Genomic DNA, 16,000 nt, shown 5'->3' with positions numbered 1-16,000 from the left:
AATACTGCGCAACAACAATTATTTTTCATTCTTAAACCATTTTATCAACTATGGACATTGCATCCTTATTTTTCGCCTATTGGTGGGTGTTAGTTTTATTCTTTTCACTCATCTTCTACAAATTCGTACTACGTGTTTTCTTTGGTATGGTCATCGTACCCGAAGACAAAATTGGTCTTGTAACTAAAAAGTTCGTACTCATTGGTGCCAACCGTGAGTTACCCGATGGTCGCATTATTGCTACCAAAGGCGAAGCCGGTTTTCAGGCAAAAACATTAGCACCGGGCTTATACTGGTTTATGTGGCCCTGGCAATACGGAGTAGATATGATTCCGTTTACAGTTGTACCCGAAGGTAAAATTGCACTGGTATTGAGTAAAGACGGTGCTGAAATACCAACAGGTCACATTCTTGCACGCAGGGTTGATTGTGATAACTTTCAGGATGCGCAGGCTTTCCTGGAAAGAGGTGGCCAACGTGGTCGTCAAACAGCGTATATCACAGCAGGTTCGTATCGTATCAACCGTCATTTGTTTGATGTGAGTGTGGTAGACCAGGTAACCATTAACGAAAACATGGTGGGTATTGTAACCGCCCTGGATGGTGAACCGATTCCGATTGGTTCCATTGCCGGTAAGTTTGTAGAAGGGCATAACAACTTCCAGAATTTTGATGCATTTCTTACCAATGGCGGTAACCGTGGTTTGCAGCCGCAGGTAATACTTGCCGGTTCATACTACATCAACCCATGGGCATTGCAGATTGAAGAAACACCCATGACGGATATTCCGATTGGTCATGTAGGTGTGGTGATCTCTTACATTGGTGAAGTAGGTAAAGACTTAACCGGTGAAACTTTTAAACATGGTAACATTGTTGAAAAAGGTTATCGTGGTGTGTGGATGGAACCGCTTGGTCCGGGTAAATATCCCGTTAATAAGTACACGACAAAAGTGGAATTAGTGCCAACAACCAATCTCGTTTTAAACTGGGCAAATGCAAGAAGCGAAGCACACTCGTTAGACAAGAATCTATCAACAATTACAGTGCGTTCGAAAGACGGTTTCCCTTTTAACCTTGATGTTGCACAAATCATTCACATACCTGCTACCGAAGCGCCAAAAGTAATTGCACGCTTCGGCAGTATGAACAATCTTGTAAGTCAGGTACTGGAACCAACTATTGGTAACTATTTCCGTAACAGTGCGCAGGACAGTGATGTAATTTCTTTCTTAAGCACCCGTAAAGAACGGCAGAACGCAGCGAAAGAACACATCAAAGATGTGCTGGAAGAGTACAACGTAAATGCTGTTGATACATTGATTGGTGACATTGTACCTCCTGAAGCGTTGATGAAAACATTAACCGATCGTAAGATAGCACAGGAAGAGGAGAAGACGTATGAAACACAACGTATGGCACAAGAGAAACGGCAGGGTGTAGAAAAAGAAACAGCCATTGCCGATATGCAGAAGGAGATTGTAAAAGCACAGCAAAGTGTAGAAATTGCGCAACGCACTGCAGATGCAACAGTGAAGAAAGCAGAAGGTGATGCTACCAGTTTAAAGCTGAATGTAAATGCAGAAGCTGAAGCAACCAAGATGCGTGCAAATGCTGAATCGGAAGCAATAAAAATGAAAGCTGCCGCACAAGCCGAATCAACAAAGTTGAATGCTGCTGCTGATGCAGAACGTATTTCGAAAACCGGTTTAGCTGAAGCGGAAAAAATTATGGCTATCGGTAAATCAACTGCAGAAGCATACGAATTGCAGGTGAAGGCAATGGGTGGCGATAACTTTACCCGTTACAAGATTACCGAAGAGATCAGTAAAGGCCAGATCAAAATTATCCCAGATGTATTAATTGGTGGCAACAATGGATCCGACGGCCCAATCAGCGGATTACTTGGTTTGAAGCTGATGGAAATGATGGATGCTGATAAAAAGAAAGAGCAAGGAAACGATAATTAAAACTTTCTTCAGTAAAATAAAAAGACCCCGATTTTTTCGGGGTCTTTTTATGTGTAACCGTGTAGGATTATTTCTTGTTGAGAATATCTGTAATACGGTCGTTTAAATCCTGCAGATGCAGTTTTGTAATGTTATCTGTTGTTAAAGGCAATGCAGCTTTAATATCGTTGCTCAGCTGGCGTAATGTTCCTTTAAGAATAGAATAAGCATCTGTATTCTTTACATTCACAGATGGTGTAATCTGGAATGTAATGGAAAGTCCACCAGTGTTTGAAGACGGTGCGCCCGGGAGCAATGAAATAACACGCTCTACAAACATCTTCTGCAAATTACGGCGATAGATATCTGTTGCTTTACGTGTGTACACTTCGCTGAAGATTGAACGGCGCAGATCATCCATTAACTCCGTTGCTTTGTAAGCATTGTTGCCCAATTCTGCTTCTGCAGCAAATAATTTGCTCATGGTAGAAACAGAGATCAAACGATTAATCACAGCTTCCTGTCTGTTACCGATGATCTCTTGTGGATTAATACCTGTGCGTCCGAAAATATCGTTGTTAATTAACCATGTTGGTGTGGTAAACAACTGCTGATTTAAGAAGGCAACAGCTTCTTTTTGTTTTGCTTTTGCAACAAATTCGTAAACCGGTCCTTCCTGTTCAACCATTTTCGGTGTTTCGTAAATACCACCAACCCACTTTGCAACATGACCCATATAACGGCCAAACTGTGTTTGTACCTGGTTGTACATTTCATTTAAACCATCATAGCTTTCGTTTGGCTGTTTGGTCCAGTTGATGAGGTTGGGTACAATGCGTTGCAGGTTCTTGATACCATAAGCGCTTGCTTTCATGGCATCGTTACCAAGGTCTTCGTTTTGCGAACGGGGATCATCGGGGTTTGTTTCTGTACCAAACCACAAACGCTTATTCTTTAAACGTTCTGTAGTGAGTTTTTGCAGTACAGGAACTTCAGCTTCTGCAGTTTTGTATTCGGGCATCCAGCGGTAACCCCATTCAATAGCCCATTTATCGTAATCGCCAATGCGAGGGAATAATCCTGAACGTGAAATATTATCTTCCGGTTGTGCTACATAGTTGAAGCGTGCATAATCCATAATAGAAGGGGTGTGGCCATTTGCTTCTACCCATGCCTTGTTGCGCAAACTGTCAACAGGAACTGTTGATGACGAACCATAGTTGTGACGCAGACCAAGCGTGTGACCAACTTCGTGTGATGATACAAAACGAATCAGTTCGCCCATTAATGCATCATCAAATACCATTGTACGGGCACCTGCATCAACTGCAGCTGTTTGTACAAAATACCAGTTACGCAATAAGCTCATTACATTGTGGTACCAGTTAATATGGCTTTCCAGAATTTGTCCGCTGCGTGGATCGTGTACGTTAGGTCCACTTGCGTTTGCAACTTCGCTAGGCTTGTATACAATTGCACTGAAACGGGCATCTTCCAAACTCCATGTACTGTCTTCTTTTGCTGTAGGAGCCATTTTGCCGATAATCGCATTTTTGAAACCGGCTTTTTCAAAAGCAGCCTGCCAATCGCTTACACCTTGTATTAAGTAAGGCACCCACTTTTTAGGCGTTGCGGGATCGATGTAATAGATGATGGGGTTTTTAGGCTCTACCAATTCGCCACGGAGATATTTCTCTACATCTTCCTCTTTAGGCTCCAGTTTCCAGCGTACAGCCATCTGGATTTCCTTAACACCTTGCGGATTGGCATCAAAGTCGGTTACACGACGTGTAAAGAAGCCAACACGGGGGTCGAAGTATCTTGCTTTTGCAGGCGTTTTTGGAAGCAGTAACATCGAGCTGTTTAACTCTAATGTAAATGTGCTTGCACGGTTACCGCCACCAAAACCTCCGGCTTGGGCAGTTGCTGGTGTTACAGCACGGCCATATGTTTTTACCGTTTTAATTTCAATATTAATGGGGTATGATTTGATCGTTTGTGTGTACGATTTGTCGGCCTGAATCATACCTAATTGTAGGCTGCTTTTTGAGCCGGTGTTAAAAAACAACACATCGTTATCGCCCGCAATAAAATCGGTCATTTCAATTACCGTAAAACGGGTATTGGTTACAGAATCTCTGTTGTAAGCTTTCACGTCAAAAGCCTGCATAATGGGCTGTGTATTGGAATTAACAACCGATTTGTACATACCATTCTCGTCGGTACCACGCTGGTCGAAGGATACACGTTTTAAAAAGATTTTATTGTTGGGGCCTCTTTCAAAGCGGATAACGTTATTGTTAACGATATCGCCTGCATAACCGGAAAAGCCATTGCTTAAACCTGCAGCAGATTTAGAAATACGGGTAACTACAAGGATGTCTCTGTTGAGTAAAGAGTCTGGCAGTTCAAAGAAGTACTTATCGTCGAGGAAATGCACTTTAAACAGGCCTTCGTCTGTTTTTGCCTTGTCTGTAATTACATCTTTGTAAGGTTTTGGAGCGGTACGCTGCGCAGGGGCTCCACCGCCGGGCATACCGGTTGGCATTTGTGTTGGCGCCCCGCCGGTGGTTGGATTGCCCGGCCGGTTTTGCGCAACAGCAGCGCCTAAACTACCTGCCATCAGCAGGGAAAATAGCATCAGATTTTTCTTCATACTTTGTTGGGTTTAAAAAACGATTGAAGATAGTGGTTAAACAATGAAACCGATTGAGTACAAAAACGAATGGAAATTGTTAATGACAAGCGGCGAAAAATGATAAACGGCTGCAAACGATTGTTGTAACTACTCAAAAAATTAAAATGAACGGAAGTTGCAGAAAATAAATATTTCCCTAACTTGTGCCACCCTGTTAAGGGGAAATTGGTTTGATTTTTTGAAAAAGAAATTTCATAGAATTGTACCACTATTTAAGACGTAAAACTTACTTAATTAAAAAACCAAAAAATCAATTGTCATGGCTGAAACAAAACCAACGGCAGCAAAAGCCGCTACTTCAGGGCAAGCAAAGCAGAGCACAAACGTTATTTCATGGATTGCACCAATTGTGTGTATCCTTGCCGGTTACACTATCTGGCGTTTTATTTTAGGTAACCCAAGTGGTTTTGAAGAACCAGCAACAGAAGGTTGGTTCTGGCCTAAGCATCACAAACCAAAAGGAGCCCTCAATGCGATTTATGAAGGTGGTATCATCGTACCTTTCCTGATCGGCTTATTCCTCATGGTAATCGTGTTTTCTATTGAGCGTTTCCTCACTATCACAAAAGCAATGGGTGCTGGCAATGCAACCGATTTTATCCGCAAGGTTCAGTATCACCTCGCTAACAAAAATATCGATGCAGCTTTAGCTGAGTGCGACAAGCAAAAAGGTTCTGTTGCAAACGTTATGAAAGCAGGTTTGAAAAAATACCGTGAAATGACTACTGCAGAAGGTGTTGATCACGATCAGAAAGTAGGTGCAATTCAGAAAGAAGTAGAAGAAGCCACTGCTTTGGAACTGCCAATGCTTTCTAAAAACCTGGTATTCTTATCAACAATTACATCTCTCGGTACGTTGATTGCCCTGTTGGGTACTGTATTGGGTATGATCCGTTCATTCTCTGCCCTCGGTAAAGAAGGTGGTGGTGGCGACGCTGGTGCGTTGGCGGTAGGTATCTCTGAAGCCCTCTATAACACAGCGTTGGGTATCGGTACTTCATCTTTTGCGATGATCATGTACAACGTGTTTACTACAAAGATCGATTCAATTACTTACGGAATTGATGAAACAAGTTTCACATTAACTCAAAGTTTTGCAACTCAGTACAAATAAGCTTACCCTGCCAAAATAGTTTGGCTGTTGTGTATGGATTTTTACTGAAACTGAATCTTCATAATTCAAAACTTTAATCTAGTGTCAAAACTTAATAAAATAGCCCGGAAGAGTACATGGGTAGATATGACAGCCTTCGTGGATGTGTCGTTTCTGATCCTTACCTTCTTCATGTTGGCAACGAAGTTCAAACCACCAGAAGTGGTAAATATCGACAATCCTAAGTCGGTTTCATCCGACAAGGTGGAAGATAAGGATGTGTTCAAAGTTTCATTTGATAAAGAGGGTCGTGTTTTCATCAGCTTTAGCTCTGATAAAGAAGGTAGAGAAAAGGCCCAGTTAACTGCTGATGTTTTAAGCCGCCAGAAAGGTTTGGGTTTAACTCCTGCAGAAATTTCAAACTTTATCAAGTTCTCCAGTGGCGGTATTGGTGTTCCTGTTAGTCAGCTGAAAAGCTTTTTGGCTTTAAGCGATGCAGAATACAAAGCGTTTAAGCAACCTGGTATTCCTGTTTCCGATACATTAAATAATCAGTTAAATGATTATATCAATGCATTGTTAACCGGTACAGGAGGCCGTAAGCCAGCCAATATTATGCTGAATGGTGATAACGGAACAACCTATCCGTATTTCAAAAACATTCTTGCAGCGTTTAAGAAAAACGGAATCTTCTCGTTCAAGCTCATCACAGCTATGGAAGGTGTACCTTCTGGTACTCCTTTGTATAAGCGTCAGAAGGAACAAGGTGGCGGTGAAGCAAAATAATTTATAACATTAAAAACTGAACAATGGCAGAGATAGCACAAGACTCCGGCGGAGGTGGCCATAAGAAAGGCCCGGGGGTCAAGAAGCAGGCTCGGAAAGATGCCCGTGTAGATATGACGCCCATGGTTGATCTCGGGTTCCTGTTGATCACGTTCTTTATCTTTACTACGACCATCAATAGCCCTAAAGCATTTAAGCTGAATGTTCCTGATGATAGTGCGAAAGATGAAGAGCAGACCCAGGCAAAAGCTTCAGGCGCCTTTACGGTGTTGCTGAGTAAGAGCAACCACGTATACTATTACGAAGGGCAGTTGCAAAGCGACGGATCGAATTTTAAGTCTTCCAACTTTAAAGAAATCCGGAACGAACTGTTGCGTAAAAAAGGCTCCACAGCAGAAAAAGATCTCGTTGTGATCATCAAGCCAAACGAAGAAGCGAACTACAAAAATGTAGTGGACATGCTTGATGAAATGCAGATACTGGAAATTAAACGTTACGCTGTTGTAGATATAGCAGAGGGCGAAAATGCTTTAATTCGGGTAACCGAAGGAACATCTGCCCCAGCTCCTGCAGCCGGCGGAAAATAACGTATGGAATAATCCGGATTTTGCATCTAACACAAAACACAACCGTTAATTATGGAAGTAAATAAAATATTAAACGCCGATTTTCTTGATATCCTGTTTGATGGCAGGAATAAAGATTACGGTGCTTATGAACTCCGAAAAAATTACAAACGCCGTTTAACAACAGCTTTGTTGATTACAGCAGGGATGGCTCTGTTGATTTTCATCAGTGTGATTGTTAGCCGCAGCGTAGGTAATGCTGATAAGACGAAAGTAAAGGTACAGGATGTAACCCTGGCCGATATTAAACAGGAAGAGCCTCAAAAAATTGAGCCGCCACCCCCACCTCCTCCAAAGCAGGAGCCCCCGAAAATTGAAATCACGAAGTTTACGCCTCCTAAAATTGTAGAAGACGAAAAATTCGATGAAAAACAAGAAGTAAAGGAGCAGGAAGAAATTACCAACGTAGGTAAAATCGACCAGGAAGGTATTAAAGATCCTGAAGTAGTAAATCCTCCAAAAGTAGAAGAAGAAACCAAAGTGGTGGAAGCTCCTAAGGAAGACGAAAACCAGGTGTTTACCAAAGTGGAGGTAGAAGCCCAGTTCCCTGGTGGAGAAGGTAAATGGAACCAATATGTACAACGTGAAGTAGAGAAAAATATCGATGATCTGGTTGACGATGGTCAAGCAGGTACATGTGAGGTTCAGTTTATCGTGGATAAAGAAGGCAACGTAAGTAATGTGGAAGCACTTTCAATGAAAGGTTCTAAATTAGCTGAGGTTGCAGTAAATGCAATCAAGCGTGGACCAAAGTGGATTCCTGCAATTCAAAACGGTCGTCAGGTAAAAGCATGGCGCCGTCAGAAGATTACGTTCCGCTTGCCAGATGAGCAACCGTAAGACCTTTTCAAGAAGGAATATACAAGCAAGCTCCCCATCGGATTTCCGATGGGGACTTTTGTTTATACGCTAAGGCCCAAACAAACAATTTCTGTTTGCGGTATGGATTTTTTTCGTGTAGCCATCTCAATAAAAACAACTATTATGGCTGCAATTGATACCAACGACAAACGTACAGTACGTGTTGACTTTACTCCACTGGTAGATCTTGGTTTCCTTTTAATTACATTCTTCATTTTTACAACACAACTATCCAAACCAAGAGCTTTTGGTTTGCATGTACCTGATGACGGAGAACTTGTAGATCCAAGTCAAACACCTGAGTCAGCGACCATTACATTGCAGATGAAAGGCAATGGTGTTGTAGATTATTTTGAAGGATTCGAAAGTCGCCCTATTCAAAAAGGCACACTCACACTTTATAATCAAAATACTTTACGGGATCATCTGCTGAACAAGCGTAAACGTATTATCGATCAGCTGCATAGTGATTCGAATTATACGGTACTAATTGCCCCAGGTCCTGATGCTTCGTACAAAGAGATGATTGACGTGATGGATGAAATGAGAATACTTGATATTCGTAAATATGTTTTGGTAGATGCAACTGCACAAAAGTAGCAAGGCAAGCGGGCAAACGTTAAATTTGCAATATGCTTGGAAAACTATCGGGTTGGGAAGATACAATTGTTGCCTTGGCAACGCCACATGGTATTGGTGCAATAGGAGTCATTCGTTTAAGTGGCGACAACGCAATTACAATCGTTAACCAATTGTTTCCATCTAAAGATTTAGCACAGCAAAAATCGCATACAATCCATGTAGGCTTTTTAAAAGATGGTGATAAGGTTCTGGATGAAGTGGTGGTTTCATTATTCAAGAACCCACGAAGTTATACAGGCGAAGATGTTATTGAAATTTCCTGTCATGGGTCTCCGTTTATACAAGAGCAGGTAATACACACACTTACCAAATACGGTGCACGTTTGGCAAAACCCGGTGAGTTTACACAAAGGGCTTTTCTTAAAGGTAAACTCGATTTAACACAGGCTGAGGCAGTTGCAGACTTAATTGCAAGTAATACCGAAGCTTCGCAAAAAACAGCATTGCACAATATACGTGGAGGTTTTTCGGGTGTATTAAAAGAACTAAGGGAACAACTCATACAGTTTTCAGCCTTAATAGAATTAGAGCTCGACTTTTCGCAGGAAGATGTTGAGTTTGCAGACCGCTCACGCTTTTATGAACTTATTGCAAGAATGCAGCAGGTTACAACCGAGTTGTTGCAGTCGTTTAAACTCGGTAACGTTATTAAAAATGGTGTAAGTGTAGCCATTGTTGGCAAACCTAATGCAGGTAAATCAACACTGCTTAATACGTTGTTAAACGAAAACAGAGCTATTGTAAGCGACATTGCAGGAACAACAAGAGATACGATTGAAGAAGTACTCAATATCAACGGCATCCTGTTTCGTTTAATCGATACAGCTGGCATTCGTGAAAGCAGGGACGTAATTGAAACAATAGGTGTAGAAAAGAGCATTGAAAAAATGAAGGCCGCTGACCTTGTGGTTTATTTGTTTGATGTAAACGAAGAAACACAGGCAACAGTTGAAGCCGCCTACCATCAAATTCAGGAACATAATACAAACTTCTTACTGGTTGGCAATAAAGTAGACACCTTAACTGAAGATGTTGCGCAGGAAAAATTTTCTGGTGATGCGGTACTCTTTATTGCTGCTAAATCGAAACTGCATATCGATTTATTAAAACAACGATTGGTTGATAAAGTAGTACAAGGTACTGTTCAAACGGAAAATACCATTATCACAAATGCACGCCATTATACAGCTCTCCAGGAAGTACAAAAAGCATTGACGGATATTTTTAATGGGTTAAATAATCAATTGTCTGGAGATTTACTTGCTTTGGATATCAGGCGTTGCCTGCACTTCCTTGGAGAAATAACAGGCGAAATTACAAACGAAGACAGGCTGGATTTTATCTTCAGCAAATTCTGTATCGGAAAGTAATTATCTTTCCTTTGTTTGCTAAGTGCTTGTTTTTCATAGGTTTTAGCTGATTTTTCCTTCTTTTATTTGTTGCCAAACTACTCTTTTTTACTTATATTTGTTGCCTAATTGTTGCCTTGATTTGTTGCTCATGTTTCCGAGCAACAAAAATTCAGTAAGTGGTGAAATGATGCTACACACAGCTACACCCTGCAACAGTTAGCCACAAAGAGCAACAAAATGAGTAGTACGATTAAAGTAGAAAAAACCTGTCAGCACTGCGGCAAAAAATTCATTACACAGAAGACAACAACTAAATGTTGTTCCCATCGCTGTGCAAGTGCAGCCTACAAACAGAGGGCAAGAAATGCAAAGGTTGAAGCTGTTATTCAGAAAGAGAATGAGCAGAAACCATTCAACCCCATTGTTACCCAAAAGGAGTTCCTGAGTGTAAAGGAAACTTGCCAGTTAATCGGAGCCAGCAGATGGACCATTTACAGGTTGATTGATGCAGGGAGTTTAAAGGCTTCCAAGTTGGGCAGTCGTACTATCATTCCAAGAACAGAAATTAATAATCTTTTTAAATAACTGAAAGAATGAAAGTAACACTTCGCCAACGGCTCAAAGGTGATAAAATCACTTTATACCTTGACTACTACCATCAAGGCAAACGCAACTATGAACATTTGCAGCTTACACTTTATCCCGACCCGGAGAAAGGTAAACTGACAAAGGAACAGAAGGAAGAAAACCGTAAGAACTTAGCACTTGCAGAAGCCATCCGCAGCAAAAGACATTTGGAGTTGCAGAATGGCATTTATGGTTTCCAAGACCAGGGCAAGATGAAAGGCAGTTTCCTTCGCTACTTTGAATACCTCATGGAAGAAAGGAAAGACAGTCAGGGCAATTATGGCAATTGGGATAGTGTGCTAAAACACATGAAGAAGTATTGCAAGCATGATGTAACATTTACCCAAGTGGATAAAGCATGGTTGGAAGGTTTCAAAGAATACCTGATGAAGCAAGCCCGTACCCCTGCCAATCAGCCACTTTCTCAAAATTCGCAAAGCTCCTATTTCAATAAAGTAAGGGCAGCATTAAAACAGGCTTTAAAAGATGAAATCATACAGCGTAACCCATGCGATACCATTGAAGGAATAAAAGCAGGTGAACCGGAAAGAGAATTTTTGACACAAGAAGAATTACAGGCGATGGCTAAAGCTGAATGCGATATACCACAAATGAAAACAGCTTTCTTGTTCAGTGCCTTAACTGGTTTGCGTTGGAGTGATATTCAAAAACTCACATGGATGGAGCTGCAATACTCTGATGAAATCGGGCACTACATCCGCTACACTCAAAAGAAAACAAAAGGCTCTGAAACATTACCCATTTCCGAACAGGCTTTTAGTTTGTTAGGTGAAAGAGGCGAACCAAAAGAAAGAGTTTTTATAGGGTTGAAATATTCAGCCTGGCACAACCTGCGATTGCAGCAATGGGCAATGAGGGCAGGTATAAGCAAAACAATCACCTTTCACTGTGCAAGGCACACCTACGCAACATTACAACTAACTTTAGGTAGTGATATTTACACAGTATCAAAAATGTTAGGGCATAAGCATTTAAAGACAACAGAGATTTATGCAAAAGTGATTGACCATAAAAAGAAAGAAGCTGCAAACCGCATCAAAATAGATTTATAGTAATGGAAGTAAAAATATTAGACAGTATAATGCACGGTACTTTAAAGCCGTGGAAACTTGACACCACCAATACAAGGCGGTTTGTTGAATTGGTGAAAGCTGCAAAAGCAGCTTCACCAGTTACCAATGCAGATTTGCATAAGCAAATCACAGCATTACTTACAGACTTTCCCACCCTTCAAAAACTTCTGCCTGTTGCTGCTAATACTAAAGACCCCTTGCAGCCTTTGCAATACAAAACAGATTTACCGAGCTACAAAGACCCGGTGACGAATTTTTATTACTTCGTAATAACAGCAGAAACACTTCGTGTTTACAATGCTGTGTTGCTGCAAGCAGCAACCCTTTCAGATTTAGTTGACATACAGTATCAGGTTGGCAAAATCCTTAACGACATAAAAGTCTTAGCCAAACAAACCGCAGCCGAATTACAGGAACAAGGCTTTACTACAACACCCGATGAAAGCAGCAATCATATTCACTTTGCTTTGCATTACCTTAAACATTCATTGATACTGCTTTATTTCAGCATTCAGAAAGCATTTGAAACCCAGCTTCAGCAAACCGTTTCACTGGATGATTTTTACTTATTGGATTTGGAATTACCTATTTCCGCAGTTCAACAAATAGAATATATCGGAAAGCCTGATGCAGATACAGAAGGCAATACAGAGTACAATGGTAATCAAGATACAGTTTGCTTTGGCTTCAAAGATGATGTTGCAAAACTTACAACGGTTGTAAATCAATTGTGCTATCAGATAGACCTACTCAATGAAGATGTTACCAGTGCAGACGAACTTATAAAAGCCTTTACAGCAAAAAGTATTTTACCCGGTGCAGTTAAAATTCAATTAGGCTGCGAAACAAAGCATTTCCGTTATTGCATTGACAAGTTTATGCCTTACTTCAATAGCCTCACATTGGCAAACATTGAGAAATCAAAAATCTTCTATTCTAAGAAGGACACATTGATAAAAGCGAACAACCTTTCGGCAAGTAGTTCAAAGAATAAAATTGAGCCAAAGGAGAGTGCAAACATTGACAAGATTTTCAAACAACTGCAATAAAAAACATTAAGATTATTCAGTAATCTGAGTAAGGGGTTAACCCCTTAACCTTTGCCCCTCAAGCAATTAGGAGGTTTGTGCCATCAATTTAAAAATTTAAAAAAGATGGCACACGAAGAATTAATCTTAGACAAGCTCACCGAAATCGCTAACAAGCTGGATGAGCAAAACCTGTTGCAAAAAACAGTCCTGAACTTTAACGAGGCTTGCAAATATTTAGATGTAAGTCCTTCGCATTTGTACAAGCTCACAAGTACAAAGCACATTCCCCATTTCTGTCCGCAGGGTAAAAAACTCTACTTCAAACGGGAGGAGTTGGATAACTGGTTACAACGTAACCGCCAATCAGCAGCCGATGAAATTGACCAGTTGGCTACTGACTATGTAATCCGCAACAAACGCAGCAAGTAGAATTTTTTAACTAACTGAAAGAACAGAACAATGGCATCATGTACGATATTTAAAAACTTCACCGTGCCGGTTGAAAAAAAATCATTGCTGCTTATCGGTAATGATATTGCTTCCGGCAAATACAAAGCAGAGGTAGAAGAAATCAGGGCTTTACTGGAGCAAGGCAAAACGGAAGAAGCTGCCAACAAAAAAAAGCAACTGTTGGCATTCACTCCATCCGCAGTATTCACAGAGAAAAGGCAAATGCAGTTTATTGAAATGTACAGCGGTTTTGTGCATTTAGATTTTGATAAGCTGACACCTGAACAACTAAATACAGCCTTTAAAGTCATTTCCGAAATCCCTTACACCTTCTTATGCTTTATCAGCCCAAGCGGTAACGGTTTAAAAGTGTTTGTTGAAATAGATACAGACATTGAACAGCACGACATCGCTTATTTACAAGTGCAGAAGTATTACGAAGAAGCAACAGGTTTGAAGGCAGACCCAAGCTGCAAGGACATTACCCGGCTTTGCTTTGTGAGTTATCACCCTGGACTGTACAAGAATATTTACAATGAGAAATTCAAAGTACAAGTACATGAAATTATCACCAAGCAAGAGGTTAAGCAAAAGCAGCAACCCGCAGCACAAGTGATGCGGGATTTACCTGATACAAATCTGAACGCTGCATTCCTTTTCAATCAACAAATTCAATTCACAAATCAAAAAGCATCATACACAGATGGAAACAGAAACAATTTTATTTATCTGCTTGCTTCTAATTGCAACAGAGCTGGTATATCGCAGCCCGATACTGAACTTTTATGTTCGCAGCATTTTGACCTACCTGAAAGAGAAATTCTTGAAGCGGTAAAAAGTGCCTACACCCACCATGCAGGTGAATTTGCAAAGTTTGCAAAGTCTGCAAAGTTGCAACCTGCAAAGCCCAATACACAGGCGGAAGATGAAGACCCTTTAGAGGACTATTTAAAGACCACTCCAACCATTCCTGATGAAGTCTATGAGGCTTTGCCCCATATCCTTAAAGAAGGCTCAATTGCCTTTTCCGACAAGCGGAAAAGAGATGTGTTCTTCACTGGTGCAATTGCAATCATTAGCGGTTGCCTTCCAAAAGTAACAGGCATCTATTTTCAGGAAAGAGTGCATCCGCATCTATACACTTTTATCATTGCCCCTGCTGCAAGCGGAAAGGGCGTTTTAAAGAACGCAAAACGATTGGCTGACAAATACCATCAACAGGTATTAGGTGCAAGCAGAGAAGCCCAGAAAAGGCATGATGCTGAAATGGTAGATTACAAGGAACTCCAACGCAACAGAAAGAAAGGAGAACCTGCACCCGAAAAACCGAATGAACCACCTTTCAAAATCGTTTTCATTCCTGCCGACAGTTCACATTCCAGGATGATTGAACACCTGCAAAACAACGATGGGCAAGGTATCATTTGCGAAACTGAAGCTGATACCATGAGTGGAGCAAAAAAGCAAGATTGGGGCGACTATTCGCCAGCCCTGCGGGCTGCCTTCCACCATGAGAAAATTACCCTTACCCGTAAAACCAATAACGAATACATTGAAATCAACGAGCCACGTTTAGCCGTTGCCTTGTCAGGCACTCCGGCACAAGCTCCAAAGCTGATTGCATCAGCAGAAGATGGCTTATTCAGCCGCTTCCTGTTCTATGCTTTCAAAAATGAAATTGTTTGGCAAGACCCTTCACCACAGAGCCACACCATTGTTTTCAATGACCATTTTGAGGCACTTTCTCAATCAGTGTTAGACATGATTGGCTTTTTGGAACAGTCGCCAACAGTGGTACAATTGCAGCCCGAACAATGGCAGGTTTTAAACACAACCTTTTCAGGCATCCTTTCAGAAGTAACCATTTTTACCAGTGAGGAGGCTTCAGGCATTGTGTACCGTTTAGGCTTAATCATGTTCAGGCTTTGCATGATATTTTCAGCACTCCGTAAGTTTGAGAACGGTGAAGTTACCGACACAGTTTTTTGCACCGATGAAGATTTTAATACAGCCCTTGCCATTGCACAAACTTACTTGCAACACAGTCTACTCATGTTTAACAACCTGCCAAAGCAGAACGAAGTGATGAGTTTCCAATCAGGCGACAGCAAACGCAAATTCTTTGAAGCCCTGCCGGAAGAGTTCACCCGGAAACAGGCAACAGAGTTAGGCTCACAATTCAAACTTTCAGCCCGTTCAGTTGATGAAATCCTAAAAACGGCTACCGGAGTTTCCCTCACCAAGTTAAAGGCGGGTCTGTACCGCAAATCCTAACCCCTTCACCTTTCAGGTGTTGGGGTGCAGGTGTGCCTTGCACACTTTGCAGACTTTGCAAGTTTTGCAGCTTTGCTAAGTTTCTTATCATTCTATTGCTTTTCTTTTCCTATATTTGCCAATATTTGACAAGTCAAATTTCAGGTTATGGCAATTACATCATTAGTGGCAATCGCCATCACTAAAACAAAATAAAAATGAGATGGCAAACCAATTTGGTGAACGATTAAAGCAACTCAGAGAGCAGAATAATTTGTTGCAAAGGCAGGTTGCTTCTATTTTGGAAATTGATACTCCTATGCTTAGTAAAATTGAGAGAGGGGAACGCAAAGCCAAGAAAGAGCAGGTAATTCAGTTAGCCCGAATAATGAAAGTCAGCAACGATGAATTGCTTACACTTTGGTTAGCGGACCAGATTATTGATGTAACGAAAGATGAGGATTTGGCACTTAAAGCAATGCAGGTTGCTGAGGACGAAATAAAGTATCGTAAAACAAAAAAGAAAAACAAGTAAACC

General features: G+C 41.1%; 14 protein-coding genes. 13 read left to right on the top strand and 1 reads right to left on the bottom strand.

Translation table 11 applies throughout. From position 1 onward, the window contains the following. The first annotated feature begins 50 nt into the window (after positions 1 to 50). Positions 51 to 1,970, top strand: coding sequence for an SPFH domain-containing protein (locus tag IQ13_RS10655; protein WP_144886363.1), 1,920 nt, complete (start codon positions 51 to 53; stop codon positions 1,968 to 1,970). A gap of 67 nt (positions 1,971 to 2,037) precedes the next feature. Here IQ13_RS10655 and IQ13_RS10650 read toward each other — a convergent pair whose 3' ends face one another. Continuing rightward, on the bottom strand, positions 2,038 to 4,605 hold the full coding sequence (locus IQ13_RS10650; RefSeq protein WP_144886362.1) for a zinc-dependent metalloprotease: 2,568 nt from the start codon (positions 4,603 to 4,605) through the stop codon (positions 2,038 to 2,040). 301 nt (positions 4,606 to 4,906) lie between these two features. On the opposite strand from IQ13_RS10650, the gene IQ13_RS10645 reads away from it, so the two are divergent. The 12 genes from IQ13_RS10645 to IQ13_RS10590 all read left to right on the top strand — a co-directional run bounded on the left by IQ13_RS10645 (position 4,907) and on the right by IQ13_RS10590 (position 15,997). Beyond that, on the top strand, positions 4,907 to 5,761 hold the full coding sequence (locus tag IQ13_RS10645) for a MotA/TolQ/ExbB proton channel family protein (RefSeq protein WP_144886361.1): 855 nt from the start codon (positions 4,907 to 4,909) through the stop codon (positions 5,759 to 5,761). A gap of 81 nt (positions 5,762 to 5,842) precedes the next feature. Beyond that, a complete protein-coding gene (locus IQ13_RS10640) occupies positions 5,843 to 6,526 on the top strand; it encodes an ExbD/TolR family protein (RefSeq protein WP_144886360.1) in 684 nt (227 codons plus the stop codon). Between the two features lie 23 nt (positions 6,527 to 6,549). Next, entirely contained in the window at positions 6,550 to 7,113 is a 564-nt protein-coding gene (locus IQ13_RS10635) for an ExbD/TolR family protein (protein ID WP_144886359.1), read from the top strand. Between the two features lie 51 nt (positions 7,114 to 7,164). Further along, positions 7,165 to 7,992: an energy transducer TonB gene (locus IQ13_RS10630; protein ID WP_144886358.1), complete on the top strand. Its 828-nt coding sequence runs from the start codon at positions 7,165 to 7,167 to the stop codon at positions 7,990 to 7,992. Between the two features lie 144 nt (positions 7,993 to 8,136). Next, positions 8,137 to 8,613: an ExbD/TolR family protein gene (locus IQ13_RS10625; RefSeq protein WP_158637371.1), complete on the top strand. Its 477-nt coding sequence runs from the start codon at positions 8,137 to 8,139 to the stop codon at positions 8,611 to 8,613. Between the two features lie 32 nt (positions 8,614 to 8,645). Further along, entirely contained in the window at positions 8,646 to 10,025 is a 1,380-nt protein-coding gene (gene mnmE / locus IQ13_RS10620) for a tRNA uridine-5-carboxymethylaminomethyl(34) synthesis GTPase MnmE (protein ID WP_144886356.1), read from the top strand. A 219-nt stretch (positions 10,026 to 10,244) separates the two neighbouring features. Beyond that, the gene (locus IQ13_RS21700) at positions 10,245 to 10,592 is read left to right on the top strand and encodes a helix-turn-helix transcriptional regulator (protein ID WP_144886355.1); all 348 of its coding nucleotides are present in this window, start codon (positions 10,245 to 10,247) and stop codon (positions 10,590 to 10,592) included. A gap of 8 nt (positions 10,593 to 10,600) precedes the next feature. Next, positions 10,601 to 11,707 carry a site-specific integrase gene (locus IQ13_RS10610; RefSeq protein WP_144886354.1) on the top strand — a complete coding sequence of 369 codons (1,107 nt, stop codon included), beginning with the start codon at positions 10,601 to 10,603 and terminating at the stop codon, positions 11,705 to 11,707. A gap of 2 nt (positions 11,708 to 11,709) precedes the next feature. Beyond that, a complete protein-coding gene (locus tag IQ13_RS10605) occupies positions 11,710 to 12,777 on the top strand; it encodes a DUF6617 family protein (protein ID WP_144886353.1) in 1,068 nt (355 codons plus the stop codon). Between the two features lie 105 nt (positions 12,778 to 12,882). Continuing rightward, the gene (locus IQ13_RS10600; protein ID WP_144886352.1) at positions 12,883 to 13,188 is read left to right on the top strand and encodes a helix-turn-helix domain-containing protein; all 306 of its coding nucleotides are present in this window, start codon (positions 12,883 to 12,885) and stop codon (positions 13,186 to 13,188) included. Positions 13,189 to 13,218: 30 nt separating this feature from the next. Then, positions 13,219 to 15,483 (top strand): DUF3987 domain-containing protein, encoded by a 2,265-nt coding sequence (locus IQ13_RS10595; protein WP_144886351.1) that lies wholly within the window; start codon positions 13,219 to 13,221, stop codon positions 15,481 to 15,483. 202 nt (positions 15,484 to 15,685) lie between these two features. Next, positions 15,686 to 15,997, top strand: a complete 312-nt coding sequence (locus IQ13_RS10590; protein WP_144886350.1) for a helix-turn-helix domain-containing protein — start codon at positions 15,686 to 15,688, stop codon at positions 15,995 to 15,997. Positions 15,998 to 16,000 lie beyond the last annotated feature (3 nt).

The organism is Lacibacter cauensis, assembly GCF_007830055.1.
In the GTDB taxonomy this organism is placed as follows: Bacteria; Bacteroidota; Bacteroidia; order Chitinophagales; family Chitinophagaceae; genus Lacibacter; species Lacibacter cauensis.
Note: the sequence above shows the minus strand (reverse complement) of the source record. Positions and strands in the feature narration are given on the sequence as shown.

Excerpts from the sequence above, each read along its gene's own strand:
- IQ13_RS10655 (WP_144886363.1), top strand. The coding sequence starts at position 51 with ATGGACATTGCATCCTTATTTTTCGCCTATTGGTGGGTGTTAGTTTTA.
- IQ13_RS10650 (WP_144886362.1), bottom strand. The coding sequence starts at position 4,605 with ATGAAGAAAAATCTGATGCTATTTTCCCTGCTGATGGCAGGTAGTTTA.
- IQ13_RS10645 (WP_144886361.1), top strand. The coding sequence starts at position 4,907 with ATGGCTGAAACAAAACCAACGGCAGCAAAAGCCGCTACTTCAGGGCAA.
- IQ13_RS10635 (WP_144886359.1), top strand. The coding sequence starts at position 6,550 with ATGGCAGAGATAGCACAAGACTCCGGCGGAGGTGGCCATAAGAAAGGC.
- IQ13_RS10630 (WP_144886358.1), top strand. The coding sequence starts at position 7,165 with ATGGAAGTAAATAAAATATTAAACGCCGATTTTCTTGATATCCTGTTT.
- IQ13_RS10625 (WP_158637371.1), top strand. The coding sequence starts at position 8,137 with ATGGCTGCAATTGATACCAACGACAAACGTACAGTACGTGTTGACTTT.
- mnmE (WP_144886356.1), top strand. The coding sequence starts at position 8,646 with ATGCTTGGAAAACTATCGGGTTGGGAAGATACAATTGTTGCCTTGGCA.
- IQ13_RS21700 (WP_144886355.1), top strand. The coding sequence starts at position 10,245 with ATGAGTAGTACGATTAAAGTAGAAAAAACCTGTCAGCACTGCGGCAAA.
- IQ13_RS10610 (WP_144886354.1), top strand. The coding sequence starts at position 10,601 with ATGAAAGTAACACTTCGCCAACGGCTCAAAGGTGATAAAATCACTTTA.
- IQ13_RS10605 (WP_144886353.1), top strand. The coding sequence starts at position 11,710 with ATGGAAGTAAAAATATTAGACAGTATAATGCACGGTACTTTAAAGCCG.
- IQ13_RS10600 (WP_144886352.1), top strand. The coding sequence starts at position 12,883 with ATGGCACACGAAGAATTAATCTTAGACAAGCTCACCGAAATCGCTAAC.
- IQ13_RS10595 (WP_144886351.1), top strand. The coding sequence starts at position 13,219 with ATGGCATCATGTACGATATTTAAAAACTTCACCGTGCCGGTTGAAAAA.
- IQ13_RS10590 (WP_144886350.1), top strand. The coding sequence starts at position 15,686 with ATGGCAAACCAATTTGGTGAACGATTAAAGCAACTCAGAGAGCAGAAT.